The sequence below is a fragment of the Labrys neptuniae genome (assembly GCF_040797145.1).
Taxonomy (GTDB): Bacteria; Pseudomonadota; Alphaproteobacteria; order Rhizobiales; family Labraceae; genus Labrys; species Labrys neptuniae.
In genome coordinates this window covers 1-18,885 of the sequence record NZ_JBFNQD010000022.1, presented here as the reverse complement: position 1 = coordinate 18,885, position 18,885 = coordinate 1, and the positions used below count along the sequence as shown (strand labels likewise).

General features: G+C 63.4%; 16 protein-coding genes. 10 read left to right on the top strand and 6 right to left on the bottom strand.

Annotated elements, in window-relative coordinates:
* Positions 1-41: 41 nt before the first annotated feature.
* From hpt to ABXS05_RS31495, 3 genes are all read left to right on the top strand, one after another.
* A complete protein-coding gene (hpt, locus tag ABXS05_RS31505) occupies positions 42-572 on the top strand; it encodes a hypoxanthine phosphoribosyltransferase (protein WP_367626644.1) in 531 nt (176 codons plus the stop codon).
* A 164-nt stretch (positions 573-736) separates the two neighbouring features.
* A complete protein-coding gene (locus ABXS05_RS31500) occupies positions 737-1,240 on the top strand; it encodes a hypothetical protein (RefSeq protein WP_367626643.1) in 504 nt (167 codons plus the stop codon).
* Positions 1,241-1,403: 163 nt separating this feature from the next.
* Positions 1,404-1,685, top strand: a complete 282-nt coding sequence (locus tag ABXS05_RS31495) for a hypothetical protein (RefSeq protein ID WP_311934646.1) — start codon at positions 1,404-1,406, stop codon at positions 1,683-1,685.
* Positions 1,686-1,858: 173 nt separating this feature from the next.
* Here the strand turns inward: ABXS05_RS31495 and ABXS05_RS31490 are convergent, their stop codons facing one another.
* Together ABXS05_RS31490 and ABXS05_RS31485 are read right to left on the bottom strand one after the other, a co-directional pair.
* Positions 1,859-2,704 carry an alpha/beta fold hydrolase gene (locus tag ABXS05_RS31490; protein ID WP_367626642.1) on the bottom strand — a complete coding sequence of 282 codons (846 nt, stop codon included), beginning with the start codon at positions 2,702-2,704 and terminating at the stop codon, positions 1,859-1,861.
* 141 nt (positions 2,705-2,845) lie between these two features.
* Positions 2,846-3,541: an alpha/beta fold hydrolase gene (locus tag ABXS05_RS31485; RefSeq protein ID WP_367626641.1), complete on the bottom strand. Its 696-nt coding sequence runs from the start codon at positions 3,539-3,541 to the stop codon at positions 2,846-2,848.
* Between the two features lie 160 nt (positions 3,542-3,701).
* Here ABXS05_RS31485 and ABXS05_RS31480 point away from each other — a divergent pair, with 160 nt between their 5' ends.
* Positions 3,702-4,328: a CGNR zinc finger domain-containing protein gene (locus tag ABXS05_RS31480; protein ID WP_367626640.1), complete on the top strand. Its 627-nt coding sequence runs from the start codon at positions 3,702-3,704 to the stop codon at positions 4,326-4,328.
* 162 nt (positions 4,329-4,490) lie between these two features.
* Here the strand turns inward: ABXS05_RS31480 and ABXS05_RS31475 are convergent, their stop codons facing one another.
* Positions 4,491-6,197, bottom strand: coding sequence for a formate--tetrahydrofolate ligase (locus ABXS05_RS31475; protein WP_149252641.1), 1,707 nt, complete (start codon positions 6,195-6,197; stop codon positions 4,491-4,493).
* A gap of 499 nt (positions 6,198-6,696) precedes the next feature.
* On the opposite strand from ABXS05_RS31475, the gene ABXS05_RS31470 reads away from it, so the two are divergent.
* Entirely contained in the window at positions 6,697-8,613 is a 1,917-nt protein-coding gene (locus ABXS05_RS31470; protein ID WP_367626639.1) for a potassium transporter Kup, read from the top strand.
* 231 nt (positions 8,614-8,844) lie between these two features.
* Entirely contained in the window at positions 8,845-10,761 is a 1,917-nt protein-coding gene (locus ABXS05_RS31465) for a potassium transporter Kup (protein ID WP_376717652.1), read from the top strand.
* 99 nt (positions 10,762-10,860) lie between these two features.
* Here ABXS05_RS31465 and sugE read toward each other — a convergent pair whose 3' ends face one another.
* The 3 genes from sugE to ABXS05_RS31450 all read right to left on the bottom strand — a co-directional run bounded on the left by sugE (position 10,861) and on the right by ABXS05_RS31450 (position 13,159).
* Positions 10,861-11,181, bottom strand: a complete 321-nt coding sequence (gene sugE / locus ABXS05_RS31460) for a quaternary ammonium compound efflux SMR transporter SugE (protein WP_311934651.1) — start codon at positions 11,179-11,181, stop codon at positions 10,861-10,863.
* 194 nt (positions 11,182-11,375) lie between these two features.
* Complete coding sequence (locus tag ABXS05_RS31455; protein WP_311934652.1) at positions 11,376-12,380, bottom strand: patatin-like phospholipase family protein; 1,005 nt, start codon at positions 12,378-12,380, stop codon at positions 11,376-11,378.
* The gene (locus ABXS05_RS31450; protein ID WP_311934653.1) at positions 12,377-13,159 is read right to left on the bottom strand and encodes a 3-hydroxybutyrate dehydrogenase; all 783 of its coding nucleotides are present in this window, start codon (positions 13,157-13,159) and stop codon (positions 12,377-12,379) included. Before ABXS05_RS31450 ends, ABXS05_RS31455 begins: the two co-directional genes overlap by 4 nt.
* A gap of 498 nt (positions 13,160-13,657) precedes the next feature.
* Here ABXS05_RS31450 and ABXS05_RS31445 point away from each other — a divergent pair, with 498 nt between their 5' ends.
* From ABXS05_RS31445 to ABXS05_RS31430, 4 genes are all read left to right on the top strand, one after another.
* Positions 13,658-14,608 carry a choline ABC transporter substrate-binding protein gene (locus ABXS05_RS31445; protein WP_311934654.1) on the top strand — a complete coding sequence of 317 codons (951 nt, stop codon included), beginning with the start codon at positions 13,658-13,660 and terminating at the stop codon, positions 14,606-14,608.
* A 314-nt stretch (positions 14,609-14,922) separates the two neighbouring features.
* The gene (choW, locus tag ABXS05_RS31440; RefSeq protein ID WP_311934655.1) at positions 14,923-15,753 is read left to right on the top strand and encodes a choline ABC transporter permease subunit; all 831 of its coding nucleotides are present in this window, start codon (positions 14,923-14,925) and stop codon (positions 15,751-15,753) included.
* A complete protein-coding gene (choV, locus tag ABXS05_RS31435) occupies positions 15,753-16,946 on the top strand; it encodes a choline ABC transporter ATP-binding protein (protein WP_311934656.1) in 1,194 nt (397 codons plus the stop codon). Before choW ends, choV begins: the two co-directional genes overlap by 1 nt.
* Positions 16,947-17,192: 246 nt before the next feature.
* Complete coding sequence (locus ABXS05_RS31430; protein WP_367626638.1) at positions 17,193-18,530, top strand: D-alanyl-D-alanine carboxypeptidase family protein; 1,338 nt, start codon at positions 17,193-17,195, stop codon at positions 18,528-18,530.
* Positions 18,531-18,885: the final 355 nt, after the last annotated feature.

The following is an 18,885-nucleotide window of genomic DNA, read 5'->3' as shown; positions in this document are numbered from 1 at the left end:
ACCCTCCTGCGGCTATGGTGCCGGCAGAAATGAGGAGTTCGATGGCCACGTCGCGTAATATCAAAGTCCTGTTCGATGCCGAGACGATTGCCAAGCGCAACGCGTCGCTGGTGCAGGAGATCAAGGCCCGCAATCTCGAGAATCTGCTCGTGGTCGCGGTGCTGAAAGGTTCCTTCGTGTTCACGGCCGACCTCCTGCGCGCCATGCACAAGGCCGGCATGGCGCCGGAAGTGGAGTTCGTGCATCTGTCGAGCTATCGGGAGGCGACCGTATCGACCGGCACGGTGAACATTCTCCATGACGTGGAGAGCGATGTGCGCGGGCGCAACATCCTCCTGGTCGACGACATTCTCGAATCGGGACGTACCCTGGCCTTCGCCAAGGACCTGCTCGCGGCGCGCGGCGCCAAGCAGGTGCTGAGCTGCGTGCTCCTCGACAAGCCGGGCAAGAGCGCCGTCAACATCAAGGCCGATTTCATCGGCTTCGAGTGCCCCGACGTCTTCGTGGTCGGCTATGGCATGGACGTCGCCCATTCCTATCGCCAGCTGCCCTTCGTCGGCGTGGTCGAGTAGAAATGCCTTGATCCTGCCTTGCCACGCAGGCAGGAGCGTTTTGCGTTGGCAGCATCGCCAGGAGTCGCAAAGACGCGTCGAACCAAAGAGGCAGCGCAAAGCAGTGTTGCCGTCTAAACGCGCTTTGCTCTAGAAGCCGGCGGCATGCAGGCCTCGGAGGAGATATGGCTGGTATCCTGGGCGCGCACAGCGCCCGTTTCCTGTTTCGTGACGATAAGGGCAGCATCGACCGGCAGACCTGGTGGCGCGCCATGGCGGTGCTGGCCTTGGTCCTGGGGGCGCTGGTGGCGGCGGCCTACGGGCTCAATCATGTCCTGCCGCGCAATCCCGCGGCGGCCGAAGCCCTGGTCGACGAAGTTGCCCGCGAGCATACCCGGCTGATGACGGCGCCCTATTACCTGTCGCTTTTTGCGGTCGACGTCATCTATCTGGTGATGGTGCTGGTCTCGGTCTGCATCTATTTCGTCGGCGCCAAGCGCTACAACGACCTGGGCCGGCCGGCGCAACTGGCGCTCATCCTGCCCGCTGCCATCTATTTCCAGATCTTCTCGCCGATCCTCAGCGACCAGCTGTTGCCGGTCTATGGACGCTGGATCGTAACCCTCGCCATGCTGGCCGTGCTCGTCTGGCAAATCTATGAGCTTGGTTTCAGGAAGGGCCGCCTCTAAGCTAGCGCGCTGGGCAGGTCTTCCGACCGGCCGTCTCTTGTCGGCTTGGTGAGGTTTGGGGATTTGTTGACGTTACGTTAATCTGATCGCTTGTCCTGACCTGTTCACCTTGCATTCAGATCATACTGCTAGACATCGAGTATTGAAATTGAGGGAGGGAGCTATGAAACTATCCCTGAAGCTGTTTGTTGCAGCTGGTCTGACCGCTGGAAGCATGATGTTTGCTCCGCAGGTTGCTTCGGCAATGCCGATGGCACCATCCGCGCAATCACAGGCCGACAACGGGCTCGTCCAGCAAATTCGCCGTTTGTGCCCCTATGGGATGCACCGCTCCCCCTATGGCTGTGTCCCCGATCGCGGCTACCGGCGTGGTTGGCGCGATGACGGTGGCTGGCGCTATCGGGAACGTCCCCGCCGGTACTACCGCGATTATCGCGAATATTGAGGTGGGAATGACGCTGTGCCGAACGATCCCGGCACAGTCGGTTGCCCGGACGCGCTTGGTATCGCTCGCGTAGAAACATCGACCCCACGGTTCACCGAACCGTGGGGTTTTTGCATGGCAGATGGGGATGGCGATGCCGATGCGTCATCCGCATGGCTGTCCGGGCACCGCGCTCAACGCGGCAGGAAATCCCTGATCGCCGCTGCGATCTCCGTCGCATGCGTCTCCAGCGCGAAGTGCCCCGTGTCGAAGAAACGGATGACGGCGTCTGGGATGTCGCGCTTGAAGGCTTCGGCGCCGGGCGGCAGGAAGAAGGGATCGTGCTTGCCCCATACCGCCAGCAAAGGCGGCCGGTGTGCGCGGAAATAGGCCTGGAAGGCCGGATAGAGTGCGACATTGCTCTTATAGTCGCCGAACAGATCGAGCTGGATCGCCTCTGATTCAGGGCGGGCCAGGTAGAAATTGTCCAGCGAGTAGCCGTCAGGCGAGACCGTGTGCGTATCCGGCACGCCATGGGTATATTGCCAGATCGTCGCCTCCGGCCTGAGAAGAGCCTTCAGCGCCTGCCGGTTGGCCTCCGACGCATCCTCCCAATAGGCGCGGATCGGGTTCCAGCCCTCGCTCAGCCCTTCTTCATAGGCGTTGCCGTTTTGCGTGATGATCGCCGTGATGCGTTCGGGATGCCTCAAGGCGAGGCGAAATCCCGTCGGAGCGCCATAGTCGAACACGTAGATGGCATAGCGGTCGAGGCCGACGATCTCGGTGAACCGGTCGATCACGGCGGCGATCGCTTCGAAACTATGGCCGCTCGCGGGCAGGCCCGACTGGCCGAAGCCTGGCAGATCTGGTGCAACGATATGAAAACGATCGGCCAGAAGCGGTATCAGGTCGCGAAACATATGGCTCGAACTCGGAAAGCCATGCAGCAGCAGGAGTTTGGGTGCCTGCGGTGATCCCGCCTCCCGGTAGAAGATCTTGAGCCCGTCCACGTCCGCGGTGCGGTAGGTAATGATCGTCATGGCTCTCTCCTGTCTGCTATAACCTGATGGATCGGTATTTTCGGGTTACGCCACGGTCGTGGCGGCTGGGAATGCGCGGTCCACTCGGCACCTTCGGCTCGCGCATGGCTTTGTTCGTCGGGGGCGGGTCAGGGCTTGGCTTCACGCCAAGGCCGCTTCGCGGATCGCCTCCTGAATGATGGCGAGGACCACATCCGGTGCCGTTACCATCGGCGTGTGATCGACCGGGCGAGCATGGATGCGTGCCTGCATGCGTCTCGCCATGAAGTGCTGATTGTCGGCGATGATCATGCGGTCCTGTTCCGCGACCAGGAACCAAGCCGGTACCTGCTTCCAGGCCGGGCGACCGACCGGAGCCGTAATGCAGGCCAGCGAGATCGGCCGTTGCACGGCGGTGAGCAGGGCCAGTTCGCCGGCCGTTGCTCCTGGTGCAAACGCGGTGGAGACGGCTTCTGGCGGCAGATAGATCAAGCCGTGGCCGTCCGGGGCAAGTGTCGGCGCCTCGGGATGTGGTCGGCCGCGATAGAAGACATCTGCAACCGTCTCGCCCTCGTCCGGTGCCAGGGCGGCCACATAGACCAGCGACGCGACCTTCCTGCTTTGCACGGCGGCGATGACGGCGCCGGCATAGGCATGACCGACCAGAACGACCGGGCCAGGCACGCGCTCCAACGTGCGCTCGAGCGCTGCCACGTCGTCGGCGAAGGAGGTCAGCGGCAGCGGCGCCGCAACCGTGCCGTACCCTTCCTCGGCGAGGGGACGGATGATTTTTGCCCAACTCGTGCCATCGGCCCAGGCGCCATGGACGAGAACAACGCTGACAGGCTTGCGGGGCATCGACGTTCTCCTCTATGGCATGTTTAGAGTAACTGTCTTGATAGCCTTAAAATGGTTACTTCAGCTTATCGTAACTTGTCAAGCCTTGTTGAACGGGTTATTTGAGGGATGGACAGATGTTTGGCGCCGGCCAGGATGCCGGCCGCAATGGGAGTATGTGATGGATGTGCGTTCCCCCGCCCTTTTCGTCGCTGACGCCGAGGGGCTGGATTTCCTCAATTCCGTGGCGACGCCGGTCGACACGCCGGTCGACTGGATCGACAACGGGGACGGCCTGCTAAATTGGCTGGAGCAGGCGCGGTTGCTGCCGCCGGACATTGCCGAGTCCGTGCGGGCGCAAGCTCTGCCCGAGGAACTCGACAGGGTGGCCGGCCAGGCCAGGGCCTTGCGTGAATGGTTCAGGGGCTTCGTGCGAAAGCATCGGGGCAGGCCGCTTGCAGCCGACGCCGTAAGCGAACTGGAGCCGCTCAATCGCCTGCTTGAGCGCAATGAAGGCTTTCATCGGATCGCGCCCAGGCGAGATGAGGGTCATGAGGGGCTGGAGTTCCAGGCCTTGCGCAAATGGCGCTCCCCCGAGACCCTGCTTCAGCCTCTCGCCGAAGCCATGGGGCGCTTCGTCTGCACGGAGGACTTTTCAAACGTGAAGGCTTGCGAGGGGGCGTCCTGTACGCTTGTGTTCGCGGATCATACACGCGGGCATCGGCGGCGATGGTGCAGCATGGCGCTCTGCGGCAACCGGGCCAAGCAGGCCGCCCATCGGCACCGGCTCAAGGCGGAGCTGCCTTGAATCGTCGGCTATGGCGATGTGTTCCTCGCCGAGCGATCGGAAGGGCCGCAGCATAGCGGCCCTGCCCAGTAAAGCGCGTTCAGCTGTACGCACCCGTTGGTCCCGGCTCTCGAGCCGGTGTTGCCATGCCGGTCGCACCGGACCGGCATGGCAGACCCGGGATCAGAACAGACCTTCGATCTGGCCCTTGGTGTCGAGACGGATGAACTCCGCCGAGGGCACGCGGGGCAGGCCCGGCATGGTCATGATCTCGCCGCAGACCACCACCAGGAAGCCTGCGCCGGCCGACAGGCGCACTTCACGGATCGGCACGACGTGATCGACCGGCGCGCCGCGATGGTTCGGATCGGTCGAGAAGGAATATTGCGTCTTGGCCACGCAGATCGGCAGATGGCCAAAGCCGGCAGCCTCGATGTCCCTGAACTGGTCGCGGACCTTCTGGTCGGCGATGATATCGGCGGCGCGATAGATCTCCTTGGCGATCAGCTTCATCTTGTCCCAGAGCGGCATCTCGTCCGGGTAGAGGGTGCGGAAGCCGCGGCCGTCGAGCGGATGCGGTGCCTCGGCCAGCGCGACCACGCGGCGGGCGAGTTCCTCGGTGCCCTTCGAACCCTCGGCCCAATGGCTGCAGACCACGGCGTCGACGCCGAACTGCTCCTTGCAGACCTGGGCGATGAGCTCATGCTCGGCCGGCGTGTCGGCAATGAAGTGGTTGATGCCGACGATGGCGGAGACACCGAACTTGCGCACGTTCTCGACATGGCGGCCGAGATTGGCCAGGCCCTTGCGCAAGGCTTCCAGATTCTCCTTGCCGAGCTGGTCCTTCGGCACGCCGCCATGCATCTTGAGGGCGCGCACGGTGGCGACGATCACCACGGCTGCCGGGGTGAGGCCCGCCTTGCGGCACTTGATGTCGAAGAACTTCTCGGCACCGAGGTCGGCGCCGAAGCCGGCTTCCGTCACCACGTAGTCGGCGAGCTTGAGGCCGGCGCGGGTCGCGGTCACCGAGTTGCAGCCATGGGCGATGTTGGCGAAGGGGCCGCCATGCACGAAGGCGGGGTTGCCTTCCAGCGTCTGCACCAGATTGGGCTTCAGGGCGTCCTTGAGCAGCACCGTCATGGCGCTGGAAGCCTTGATGTCGGCGGCGGTGATCGCCTTCTTGTCGCGGGTGTAGCCGATGATCATCTTGCCGAGGCGTTCCTCGAGATCGGCGAGGTCCTTGGCGAGGCAGAACACGGCCATGACTTCGGAAGCCACGGTGATGTCGAAGCCGTCTTCGCGCGGGAAGCCGTTGGAGACGCCGCCGAGCGAGGAGTTGATGGCGCGCAGCGAGCGGTCGTTCATGTCGAGGACGCGGCGCCAGGTGACGCGGCGGGTGTCGATGCCGAGCGCATTGCCCCAATAGATGTGGTTGTCGATCATCGCCGACAAAAGGTTATGCGCCGAGGTGATGGCGTGGAAGTCGCCGGTGAAGTGCAGGTTGATCTGCTCCATCGGCACGATCTGGGCATAGCCGCCGCCGGCCGCGCCGCCCTTGACGCCGAAGCAGGGGCCGAGCGAGGGTTCGCGCAGGCAGATCATGGTCTTCTTGCCGATCGCGGCCAGGCCGTCACCGAGGCCGACGGTGGTGGTGGTCTTGCCTTCGCCGGCCGGGGTCGGGTTGATGGCGGTGACCAGGATCAGCTTGCCGTCGGGGCGATCCTGCAGGCCGGGGATCTTGTCGAGATCGATCTTGGCGATATGTTTGCCATAGGGCTCGAAGGCCTCGTCGGGAATGCCGGCTTTCTCGGCAATCGCCTCGATGCGCTGCATCTTGGCTTGACGCGCGATTTCGATGTCGCTCAGTGGCTTTTTCGGGTCTTGGGCCATGCTGGTTCCCTCTGGGGCGGTTGTTCTGCGCAGTTGAGACATATTTTCACGGAAATGAAAATATCTTTCTTGGCAGTAGGGGCTTGTATTGCGGCGATTACGGAAAAAATAAGAGAAAGACTGTTCCGAATACGACGCGGCGTCGCATGAAAGATAGGTAGCCGATTGCAATCGAATCGGCTTGTCCGAAACCGTCACAGGATGTGTCGCCTTCGCGATGATGCGCTCGGGTTGAATGTGGGCTATGCATGGTTTCGGGACCGATTGGCTGGGGAGTTGTTGGTCAAAAGGGTTGCGGGCCTCTATGCCCGACCGGCAGAAGAGTGTAAGAGGCCCAACCCCGAGGGCAGGAAACCCCGGGTTCGACCGGCGTGCCGTCACCTGCCGTCCGGCCCTGATGCGACCGGCGGCGCCTTGAGCCGCATTTTGGAGAGCGAAGATCGCATCTCGCGATCGACCGATCGAAACAATCCCAACAGGTCAGAACGGAGTTGCCCGCATGGGGCTCGCGAACGCCGTCGAGAACGGCGAAGACACCACCGAACACAAGCATAGCGGCGGGTTTGCCGCGTTGACGCTTGGCTCCATCGGCGTCGTCTATGGCGATATCGGTACCAGCCCGCTCTATGCCTTTCGCGAGGCCGCCCATGCCGCCACCGATGGCGGCAAGAACGTCACGCCCACCGCCGTGCTCGGCGTGATTTCCCTGATCCTGTGGGCGCTGATCATCATCGTCACGCTCAAATATGTGCTGCTGCTGCTTCGGGCCGACAACAAGGGCGAGGGTGGCACCCTGACCCTGATGGCGCTGGCCCAGCGGGCCCTCGGGCGCACCGGGGCACCCATCGTACTGCTCGGCATCGTCGGCGCTTCGATGTTCTATGGCGACGCCATGATCACCCCGGCTGTCTCCGTGCTGTCGGCCGTGGAAGGCCTGAAGCTGGTGGCGCCCGGCTTCGACGTCTTCGTGGTGCCGCTGACGCTGGTGATCATCGTCGCCCTCTTTCTGGTGCAGAGCCACGGCACGGCGCGGGTCGGTGCCTTTTTCGGCCCGGTCATGGCGATCTGGTTCACGCTTGTCGGCGTGATCGGCTTCGTCAATTTCCTGCAGCATCCCGGCATCATCGCGGCGATCAATCCCTGGTATGCCGCCGAATTCCTGCTCACCCATGGCCATATCGGCTTCGTTACGCTGGGCGCGGTGTTCCTGGCCGTCACCGGCGGCGAGGCGCTCTATGCCGATCTCGGCCATTTCGGCCGCAAGCCGATTCAAACGGCCTGGCTCGGCCTGGTGCTGCCGGCCCTGACCCTCAATTATCTCGGCCAGGGCGCCCTGGTGCTCAATGATTTCAGCGCCCTGGAGAACCCGTTCTACCGCCTGGTGCCGGCCTCGCCCCTGTTCCTGGTGCCGATGGTGATCATGGCCACCAGCGCCACCATCATCGCCAGCCAGGCGGTGATCACAGGCACCTTCTCGCTGACGCGGCAGGCCGTGCAGCTCGGCCTGGTGCCGCGCATGCGCATCTCGCACACATCGGAGCACCAGTCCGGCCAGATCTTCATCGCCCAGGTCAACGGCATGCTGCTTGCCGGCGTGGTGCTGCTGGTCTTGGTGTTCGAGAGTTCCTCGCGCCTGGCTTCGGCCTATGGCATCGCCGTGACCACCACCATGGTGGTGGATGCCATCCTCGCCTTCGTGGTGATCTGGCGGGTCTGGCTGTGGAAGCCCTGGGCCGCAGCGGCGATCATCGTGCCCTTCCTCCTCATCGATTCGATCTTCCTCGGCGCCAACCTGCTCAAGCTGTTCGACGGCGCCTGGCTGCCGATCCTGATCGCCCTCGGCCTGATCACGCTGATGGTCACCTGGCGGCGCGGCACGCGCCTGGTACTGGAGAAGTCCCGGCGTACCGAGGTGCCGCTGATGACCATCGTCAAGAGCCTGGAAAAGGGCTCGGTCGCCCGCGTGCCGGGCACGGCGATCTTCCTGACCAGCGATCCCGATTACGCGCCCACGGCCATGCTGCACAGCCTCAAGCACTACAAGGCGCTGCATGAGAAGGTGGCCATCCTGACCATCGAGACCACCGACGATCCGATCGTGCCGGGAGGCGGACGGGTCTCGATCGAGGAGATCTCGGCGTCCTTCACCAAGATGAAGGTGCAGTTCGGCTATATGGAAAGCCCGAACGTGCCGAAGGCGCTGGCGCTGTGCCGCAAGGCCGGCTGGTCCTTCGACATCATGTCGACCTCCTTCTTCCTGTCGCGCCGCCATCTGAGGGGCGGCAAGCAGCCCACCATGTGGCGCTGGCAGCGCCGGCTCTACATGATCCTCGCCCGCAACGCCGACGATGCCAGCGACTATTTCTCCATCCCCTCCAACCGCGTGGTGGAGATCGGCACTCAGGTCCTGATCTGAGACCAGGCTGATCTGAAACAGTCATGCTCCCGGGAAACGGTTCCGGCGGCCGGCTTTTGCGCATCCGCAAGCCGGCCCGGCCTCGTCGGGAGCCCTTTGCCGTGAAATCGGAAAGGTGTAAGAGAGCGGGCTTGCTGCGCTGCACAAACAGGGGACGGGCTTGCCTGGCGATGGCAGCCGCGCTTTTCATCTTCATTCTGCCCGACTTCAACATATCCAACGGAGGCCCGTATGGGGCTTACGCATAGCGCCGACACCGGCGAGGAAACCAGTGGCCATGGTGGTGGCTTCTGGGCGCTGACGCTCGGCTCCATCGGCGTCGTCTACGGCGATATCGGTACCAGCCCGCTCTACGCCTTCCGCGAGGCGCTGCATGCGGCGACCGAGGGTGGCAGGCTGATGAGCCAGGAAGCGGTGCTCGGCGTGATCTCGCTGATCCTGTGGGCGCTCATCGTCATCGTCACGCTGAAATATGTGCTGTTGCTGCTCCGGGCCGACAACAAGGGCGAGGGCGGTACCCTTACCTTGATGGCGCTGGCCCAGCGGGCCCTGGGGCGCTCGGGCACCGTGCTCCTGCTGCTCGGCACCATCGGGGCTGCCATGTTCTATGGCGACGCCATCATCACGCCGGCCGTGTCGGTGCTCTCGGCAGTGGAAGGCATGAAGCTGGTGACGCCGGCTTTCGATCCCTTCGTGGTGCCGATCACCGTGGCGATCATCGTGGCGCTGTTCGCCGTCCAGAGCCACGGCACGGCGCGGGTCGGCGCCTTCTTCGGGCCGATCATGGCACTGTGGTTCGTGGTGATGGGTCTGGCGGGCCTGTGGCACATCAAGGATGCACCGGTGGTGCTCGCGGCCTTCAATCCCTGGCACGCCGTCGCCTTCATGCTCAGCCATGGTCATATCGGCTTCGTGGCGCTCGGCGCAGTGTTCCTGGCGGTCACCGGGGCCGAGGCGCTCTATGCTGATCTCGGCCATTTCGGCCGCAAGCCGATCCAGATGGCCTGGATGACCCTGGTTCTGCCCTCGCTGGCGCTGAACTATCTCGGCCAAGGGGCGCTGGTCTTGAACAACCCGGCACCCGAAATCCTCGACAATCCTTTCTACATGCTGGTGCCCCAGAACCCGCTCTTCCTGGTGCCGATGGTGGTCCTGGCGACGGTCGCCACCATCATCGCCAGCCAGGCCGTGATCACCGGCGCCTATTCCCTGACGCGCCAGGCCATCCAGCTCGGCCTTCTGCCGCGCATGAAGGTGGCCCATACCTCCGAGCACCAGTCGGGCCAGATCTATATCGCCCAGGTCAACGGCATCCTGCTGGTCGGCGTGCTGATCCTGGTGTTGGCCTTCGAGAGTTCCTCTCGCCTGGCTTCGGCCTATGGCATCGCGGTGACCACCACCATGGTGGTGACGGCGATGATGGCCTTCCTGGTGATCTGGAAGGTCTGGCGCTGGTCGGCGCTGACGGCGGCGCTGATCATCGTGCCGTTCCTGCTGATCGACCTCGTCTTCCTCTCCGCCAACCTGCTCAAGGTGCATGATGGTGGCTGGGTGCCCCTGATGATCGCGGCTGCCCTGATGATCCTGATGATCACCTGGCGGCGTGGCACGCGGCTGGTGCTGGAGAAGACGCGCCGCACCGAGGTGCCGCTGATGACCATCGTCAAGAGCCTGGAAAAGGGCTCGGTTGCCCGCGTGCCGGGTACGGCAATCTTCCTGACCAGCGATCCCGACTATACGCCCACGGCGCTGCTGCATAGCCTCAAGCACTACAAGGCGCTGCATGAGAAGGTCGCGATCCTGACCATCGAGACCACCGATGATCCGATCGTGCCGGGAGGCGGCCGCATCACGCTCGAAGAGGTCTCGGCCTCCTTCACCAAGATGCGGGTGCAGTTCGGCTATATGGAAAGCCCGAACGTGCCGAAGGCGCTGGCGCTCAGCCGCAGGGCCGGCTGGTCCTTCGACATCATGGACACCTCCTTCTTCCTGTCGCGCCGCCACCTGCGCGGCGGGGCGCAGCCCCTGATGTGGCGCTGGCAGCGCCGGCTCTACATGATCCTCGCCCGCAATGCCGACGACGCCAGCGACTATTTCTCCATCCCCTCCAACCGGGTGGTGGAGATCGGCACGCAGGTCCTGATCTGAGGCTTTTCCTGGATCGCAGGCATCCAGCCTGCTCTTGGAAGCGCTGCGCTTGCAGACGAGGAAGGGCAGGCTGGATGCCTGCGATCCCGGGATGGATCCTCAGGCCGGCGTCGACAGTTTCATCATGGTCAGGCCGGAGACGATCAGGGCTGCGGCGATGATGCGCATGGCGTTGGCCTGTTCGCCGAGCACCAGCACGCCGACGATGAAGGCGCCCACGGCGCCGATGCCGGTCCAGATCGTATAGGCGGTGCCGAGCGGCAGGCTGCGCATCGAGATCGAGAGCAGGCCGAAGCTGATGGCCATGGTGACGAAGGTGACGATGGTCGGCACCAGCTTCGAAAAGCCTTCCGACTGTTTCATGTAGAAGGCCCACACCACTTCGAAGATGCCGGCGATAACGAGATAGATCCAGGCCATCAGGCCCTCCTCTAAAAAGGGCCCGGGCCGTCCCGGACATCAAACCCATCATGGGGGAGGGCGTGGCCTCCTCGATCGCGACATGGAGGCCGCGAACGAGTGGCATTGTGCCGGACTCCTTCCCGAAATCAAGGGGCGGATCGGCATGTCAGGGCTGCGTTCCAGCAGCCGTTGCGGCGGTCAATCGGTTCGGCTCACCCCAGCATGGCTTCGATGTCGAGCGTTGCCGTCGTGCCGATCGCGTCGAAATGCCGGGTGAGGAAGGTCTTCGCCGCCCGGCGGCCCTGGTCGCGCAGGAAGGTGAGGAAATCCCATTCGGTATTGAGCTTGGAGGTGGCGTCGAGACCCTCCTTCTGGCCCAGCGCGATGCGATGCAGGCGGATGTCGCCGAAACGGTCGGCGCCCCGGGCGCGACGCTGCATCATGGCGAGGGCGCGCAATTCGCCGAGGAGGGAGGCGTTGAAGGTGATCTCATTGAGGCGGTTGGCGATACCGCCGGCCGTCTGCGGCACCTCCCGCACCAGCACGGGGTTGATCTGCACCAGGATGGTATCATCGGGCGTGCGCTCGTCGAGCAGCGGAAACAGGGCCGGGTTGCCGAGATAGCCGCCGTCCCAATAGGCCTGCCCGCCGATCTCGACGGCCTGGAAGATCTGGGGCAGGCAGGCAGAGGCCATCACCACATCGGCGCTCAGTTCGGCATTCTCGAAAATGCGGATATGGCCGCTGCGCACATTGGTGGCGGAGACGAACAGCCTGATCGCCTCGCTCGCCTTGAGCTTGTCGAAGCAGATCAGTTCGGCGATGAGATCGCGCAGCGGGTTGAGATTGAGCGGATTGCTGTCATAGGGGCTGAACAGCCGGCTCCAATTCTCGAACAGGGCCATGCCGGGCGAATCTTCCAGCGACCAACCGGCCATGAAGCGTTCCAGCAACGGGCGGCGCATGGGCGACAGCCGCCCCTTGCGGCTGATCTCACGCCAGAATGTCTCGAGCTGGCGGCGGGCGCCTGGCGCCCCGCCTTCGAGGTAACCTTCGGCGAAGACCACGGCGTTCATGGCCCCGGCGCTGGTGCCGGTGATCGCCTTGACCTCGAGGCGGCCGTCCTCCAGCAGGCCATCGAGCACGCCCCAGGTGAAGGCGCCATGGGCGCCGCCGCCCTGCAACGCCAGATTTACGGGTTTGGCGGCGGTGCTCATGCGGCAGTCCAGCCGCCATCCATCGACAGATTGGCGCCGGTGATGCTCGCCGCCGCATCCGAGCACAGATACACCGCGAGCGAGGCGACCTGGTCGATGGTGACGAACTCCTTGGTCGGCTGACCTCCCAGCATCACGTCATTCTTGACCTGCTCCGCCGTCATGTTGCGCGCCTTCATGGTGTCGGGAATCTGCGCCTCGACCAGCGGTGTCCAGACATAGCCCGGGGAAATGGCGTTGCAGGTGATCTTCTGCTGCGCCACCTCCAGCGCTACCGTCTTGGTCAGGCCGGCAATGCCGTGCTTGGCGGCGACATAGGCGGACTTGAAGGGCGAGGCGACCAGGGAATGGGCCGAGGCGGTGTTGATGATCCGTCCCCAGCCCTTCCTCTTCATGCCGGGCAGGGCCGCCTTGATGGCATAGAAGGAAGCGAGCAGGTTGAGCCTGATGATCGCTTCCCACTTGTCGTCGGGGAATTCGTCGATCGGCGAGACGAACTGGATGCCGGCATTGTTGACCAGGATGTCGACCGCGCCGAAGGCGGTCTCGGCCTCGCCGATCAGGCCCTTCACCGCGGCCGGTTCCATCAGGTTGGCCGGCGAGAACAGGGCCTTGACGCCGAATTCGGCCTCGATGCCGGCCCGGGTCTTCTCGATCTCGGCGGCATCGCCCAGTCCGTTGAGCATGACATTGGCGCCTTCGCGGGCCAGAGCGCGCGCGATGCCGAGGCCGATGCCCGATGTCGAACCGGTGACGACGGCTGCCTTGGTCTTGAGCATGTTGGGTCCTTTGGAAGAGTTGAAGGCCGGTATGGGCTGCCTTGGTTGCTGCAGGATCTCGGATGCCTGCAGAATTTCCGGATGCTGCCCATTCTTGCAACATCCGGAAATTCTGCTTGAGGCAAATCACTCGAATTCTCGTCGCATCCCGGATTGGGAAAGTGGCGCGACTATGACACAGAGTGTCGCCTGCACGCATCCAAGATCGGCCGGTTCCAGGTTTAATTGATTATATGTTCAATCAATAGAATGCCCATACGGCAACGCCAAGAAATCGATGCAAACCGGTTCTGGCGCGGATGGGCGGCTTTGTGCCGTCGGCGTCATCCAGCGCCGGAAAATCGCGGGACAAGCACTGTCTTTCGTGCTGAATTGCCATAGGGGAAAGGGCTCCGTGGCAAGAGTTCGATCCCATCTGGGGTCGAGAGGGGTTAACAAAGACAAGACGGACTGGGTCTATCCCAGATTCGGCCTTCGGTGTTTTCCGGGAGAAATGAAATGACGGGTATTGGTAGAATGATTGCAGGCGTCGCCCTGGCCATCGGCCTCGGCACGGGCGCCGCGCTGGCGGGCGATGCGGAAGCCTGCAAGACGGTCAAGTTCTCCGATGTGGGCTGGACCGACATCACCGCGACCACGGCGATCGCCTCCCGCGTTCTCGAAGGTCTCGGCTACACCCCCAAGACCACGGTTCTGGCCGTCCCGGTCACCTATGCCTCGATGAAGAGCAAGGATATCGACGTCTTCCTCGGCAATTGGCAGCCGAGCATGGAGAATGATCGCAAGGCCTATATCGCCGACAAATCGGTGATCGAAGTGGGTGCCAATCTGCCCGAAGGTGCAAAATACACGCTGGCCGTGCCGCAGGCGACCTATGACAAGGGCCTGAAGGACTTCGGCGACATCGCCAAGTTCAAGGATTCGCTCCAGGGCAAGATCTACGGCATCGAGCCCGGCAATGACGGCAACCGCCTGGTGCAGAGCCTGATCGACGGCAACAAGAACGGCCTGAAGGACTTCCAGCTCGTCGAGTCATCCGAGCAGGGTATGCTCGCCCAGGTCCAGGGTGCCGTGGCGCGCGGCGAGGACATCGTCTTCCTCGGCTGGGCGCCGCACCCGATGAACGTCAATTTCAAGATCCAGTATCTGACGGGTGGCGACGATACGTTCGGCCCGAATTTCGGTGCCGCCAAGGTCTATACCAACGAGCGCGCCGGCTGGAGCGAGGAATGCCCCAATGCGGGCAAGTTCATCGCCAACCTCAAATTCACCGTGGACCTCGAGAACAAGGTGATGCAGGCGATCACCGGCGACGGCAAGGATGGCCCGACGGCCGCCACCGAATATCTCAAGGCCAATCCGGGTGTTCTGGATGCCTGGCTTGCCGGCGTCACCACCTTCGACGGGCAGCCCGGCCTCGATGCCGTGAAGAAGAGCCTCGGCCTCTGAGCGGACGCGCCATTCCACTGAACGTATAGGATCGCCCGGCGGGGCAACTCGCTGGGTGGCTCGACGAAGCCGACACAGATCGGCCCTCAATGATGTCATGTCCTCTCTTGGGCCGGCAGTCATGACGTCGACGGGCAATGCGGATCGTCGTGGCTTCACAGCCAGGGCGCCGGACGGCCCGCGACCCGGAGCAAAGCGCGTTCGGTGTGAACACCCTTTTGCTCGTACTCTTTGGTTCGACGCGTCTTTGCGATCCCTGCCGATTCCGTCAAATCGCAAAACGCCATAGCGCGGGGGATATGATGTTCGATTGGGTGACGGATACGAAGCTGCCATTCGGCAAGTTCATGCAGCTCGTCATCGAGTTCCTGCAGAAATACTGCACCACCTGGCTGTTCGATCCGCTGCGCCTGAGCATCGAGTTCATCGTCAACGGCACCTCCGCGCTGCTGGTCTACCCGCCGCCCATCGTCGTCATCGTGCTCGTCGTTGCCCTGGCGTGGTGGCGGCACCGTTCCTGGCAATTGTGCCTGTTCATCGTGCTGGGCTGCCTGTTCATCTGGAACCAGGGCTATTGGGCCGCGACCATGAAGACGGTCTCACTGGTATTCTGGTCGGCCGCCGTCGCCATGGCCATCGGCATCCCGCTCGGCGTGATGGCGGCGCACCGTCCCAAGCTCTATACCGTGTTGCACCCCGTCCTCGACATGATGCAGACCCTGCCCACTCTGGTCTATCTCATCCCGATGGTGGCGCTGTTCCGCCTCGGCGCCGCCCCAGGCCTGATCGCCACGCTGATCTTCGCCCTGCCTGCGCCGATCCGGTTGACCTATCTGGGCATCACCTCCACGCCGGTCGCACTCAAGGAGGCCGGCGAGTCCTTCGGTTCCACCAAGCGCCAGCTGTTGTGGAAGGTGGAACTGCCGCATGCCATGCCCACCATCATGGCCGGTGTCACCCAGTGCATCATGCTCAGCCTGTCGATGGTGGTCATCGCCGGCCTGGTCGGTGCCGAAGGCCTCGGCGTCGACGTCGTGCGCGCCATGGGCCAGTTCAACATTCCGCGTGGCTTCGAAGCGGGTGCCTGCATCGTTATCCTGGCGATCGTGCTGGATCGTCTGTGCCGAGTGAAGGGAGCGCATTGATGAGCGTCGCCGTCGATTTCAAGAATGTCGATATCATCTTCGGATCCCGTCAGGCCGAAGCCATCAAGCTGCTCGACGCCGGTGCCACCCGCGCCCAGATCCTGGAAAAGACCGGCGCGGTGCTGGGGTGCGCCGATGGCAACCTCACCGTGCAGGAAGGCGAGATCAGCGTGCTGATGGGCCTGTCGGGTTCCGGCAAATCGACCTTGATGCGCGCCGTCAACGGCCTCAACAAGGTGACACGCGGCCAGGTGCTGGTGAAGTCCGACAACAAGATGGTCGACGTGGTCAGCTGCAGCGAGCAGACCCTGCGCCATGTCCGCCAGCATTCCGTCGCCATGGTGTTCCAGCAGTTCGGCCTCCTGCCCTGGCGGACCGTGGCGGAGAATGTCGGCTTCGGTCTGGAACTGGCCGGCGTGCCCGAGGCCGAGCGCAAGGCCAAGGTCGACAAGCAGCTGGAGCTGGTCCACCTCAAGCAATGGGAAAAGAAGTTCGCCCATGAGCTGTCGGGCGGCATGCAGCAGCGCGTCGGCCTTGCCCGTGCCTTCGCCACCGAGGCGCCGATCCTTTTGATGGACGAGCCCTTCTCGGCGCTCGACCCCCTGATCCGCACGAAGCTGCAGGACGAGTTGCTGCAGCTGCAGAAGGAACTGAAGAAGACCATCATCTTCGTCAGCCACGATCTCGAGGAAGCCCTCAAGATCGGCAACACCATCACCATCCTGGAGAGTGGGCGCATCGTGCAGTCGGGCCGGCCCGAGGATATCGTGCTGCGCCCGGCCAACGACTATGTCCAGGAATTCATCGCCAATGTGAACCCGCTCAGCGTGCTCACCGCCTGGCATGTCATGCAGGACGCACGCGATCTCCATCGCGGCGAGGATGGCTGGATCTGGCTCGATACCCGCCAGACCACGCGCTTCCGGCTCGATGACGGCGGCCATGTCGTGGAAGCCGAGCGCGACGGCGTGCATGGCGCCTGGGTGCATTGCTCCGAATGCGAAAAACCGGTGGCTGACGGGGAACACCCCTGCTACTGGGCCAGCCCCGGTACCTCGCTCAAGACGGTGATGCTGGCCATGCATCGATCCAACACGGCCCCTGTCGCCCTGTTCGACGACCAAGAGCGCTTTGTCGGCGCCATCGGCGTCAAGGATGTGTTGCAAGCCGTTCTCCGGCAGCAGGACGCCTGAAGGGACGAGACCAGCCGGGAGCGCGGACCGCCTCCGTCCGTGCTCCCGGGACTATACCCGCCGAACGAGCCATCTTTCCTGCCGAAACGACGCAGCCGACCTGTCTTCCTGCCCGCATTGATCCGTTAAGGCTTTGCCGCGATACTGCGCGTCTGCCAATGCCTGCATGCCAAATCACCCGGCGGTCATTAAAATGCCCCCCTTGAGGTCGATGTGTCGCCGCCGCTGCAGCCGAAAGAGGAACTGATGGGTATTACGAATCGCGCAATCACAACCACGCTCGTGGCCGGTTTGGCCCTCGGACTCGCCGCAAGCGTTGCGCGTTCCAATCCCATGGCAAACCCCACCATCGTCGTCGATGCCGCCAGCGGGCGGGTCCTGCAGCAGCAGGATGCAACCCGGCCCTGGTATCCGGCCTCCCTCACCAAGCTGATGACAGCCTATACGGTGTTCAAGGCCATCAAGGCCGGGCGTGTCGACCTGGGCACGCCGATCGCCATCTCGCCGCTGGCCGCCAAGCAGGCGCCGTCCAAGATGGGCTATCCCGTCGGCACGATGATCACCATCGACGACGCCCTCAAAATGCTGGTGGTGCATTCGGCCAATGACATCGCGGTGGCCTTGGCCGAAGGGGTATCCGGTTCGGTGGATGCCTTCGCCGCTGAAATGAACGCCAATTCGCGGGCGCTGGGCATGGCCCAGAGCCAATGGGTCAATCCCAACGGCCTGCCCGATCCGCGCCAGATCACCTCGGCGCGCGACATGGCGGTGATGGCCGACGCCATCATCACGCAATTTCCGCAATATGCCTCGCTGTTCCAGATCCAGACCATCCAGTCCGGCAGCCGGGTCATGCGCACCCACAATGCGCTGGTCTATCGCTATCCCGGCACCGACGGCATGAAGACGGGCTTCATCTGCGCCGCCGGTTTCAATGTGGTGGCGACGGCCACCCGCAATGGCCGCAAGCTGATCACAGTGATCATGGGTGCGCCGACGCCCAAGGAGCGCACCAACCAGGCGGTGGCTCTGTTCGAGGCCAACTACACCAATTCGGGCGGCGGCTTCTTCACCAAGGCGCCGCTCGCCACCCAACTCCCGGCCTCGGCCTATCCCGGCCCGACCGACATCCGCGACATCGCCTGCTCGCGCAAGAAGGGCGGTTCGGGAGCGGCGGAGAGTGCCGACACCGCCGAAGTGCAGCCCGGCAGTCCGGCAGCGCCTGCACCCGCGCCGGAACCCAGCCCGCTGCTGGCGAGCTGGGTGACGGCACCGCCCATTGCGGTCGGCCCCTATCTCGGCCCCCGGCGCCCGATCTACAGCCTGCCCAATACGCCCATTCTCGCCGATCTGCCGCCCAAGCCTGCGAAAGCACTGCCGGCCAGCAAACTCGCCGGCAAGAAGGGCGTGACGGCCGCCGGCTATGCCGACCCCGGCAAGTCCCTGGCGGTGCCCGATCAGCTCACCGACTCCAAGCTCAACAAGGGGCGCAAGAACCTGAAGAAGGCCGCCGACAGCAAGCCGAAGACGCTGCCCAAGACTCCTGCCAAGCCGCCCAAGCGCAAGGTGCATCACGAAGGGTAGGGGCCGAGGCCTCGTGCAGCTCAATTCCGCGTCTTCGAGTTCACACGACCTTTGCCATGGCTGAGCTTGAGCCGGTAATCCAGCCCTATACCAACGGTATTGATGATTGACCGATCAGGTACCGTCATCGCGACCGCTGACATTGGAGCAAAGTGTGTTCAAGCGTGAACGCTCATTTGCTCTAACCCCTTGTTCCGATGTGTCTTTGCGATTCTTGGTGGTTCCGCCAAATCGCAAAACGCTTCAGCCCGGTGCGGCCCCTGGATAGCCGGGTCAAGCCCACGGCTGTCCGGTTAAGTTTCAGTTCCATTGCAGCACCATCTGAGGTGACGGAGGAGGCGGTGGCGGCGGACCT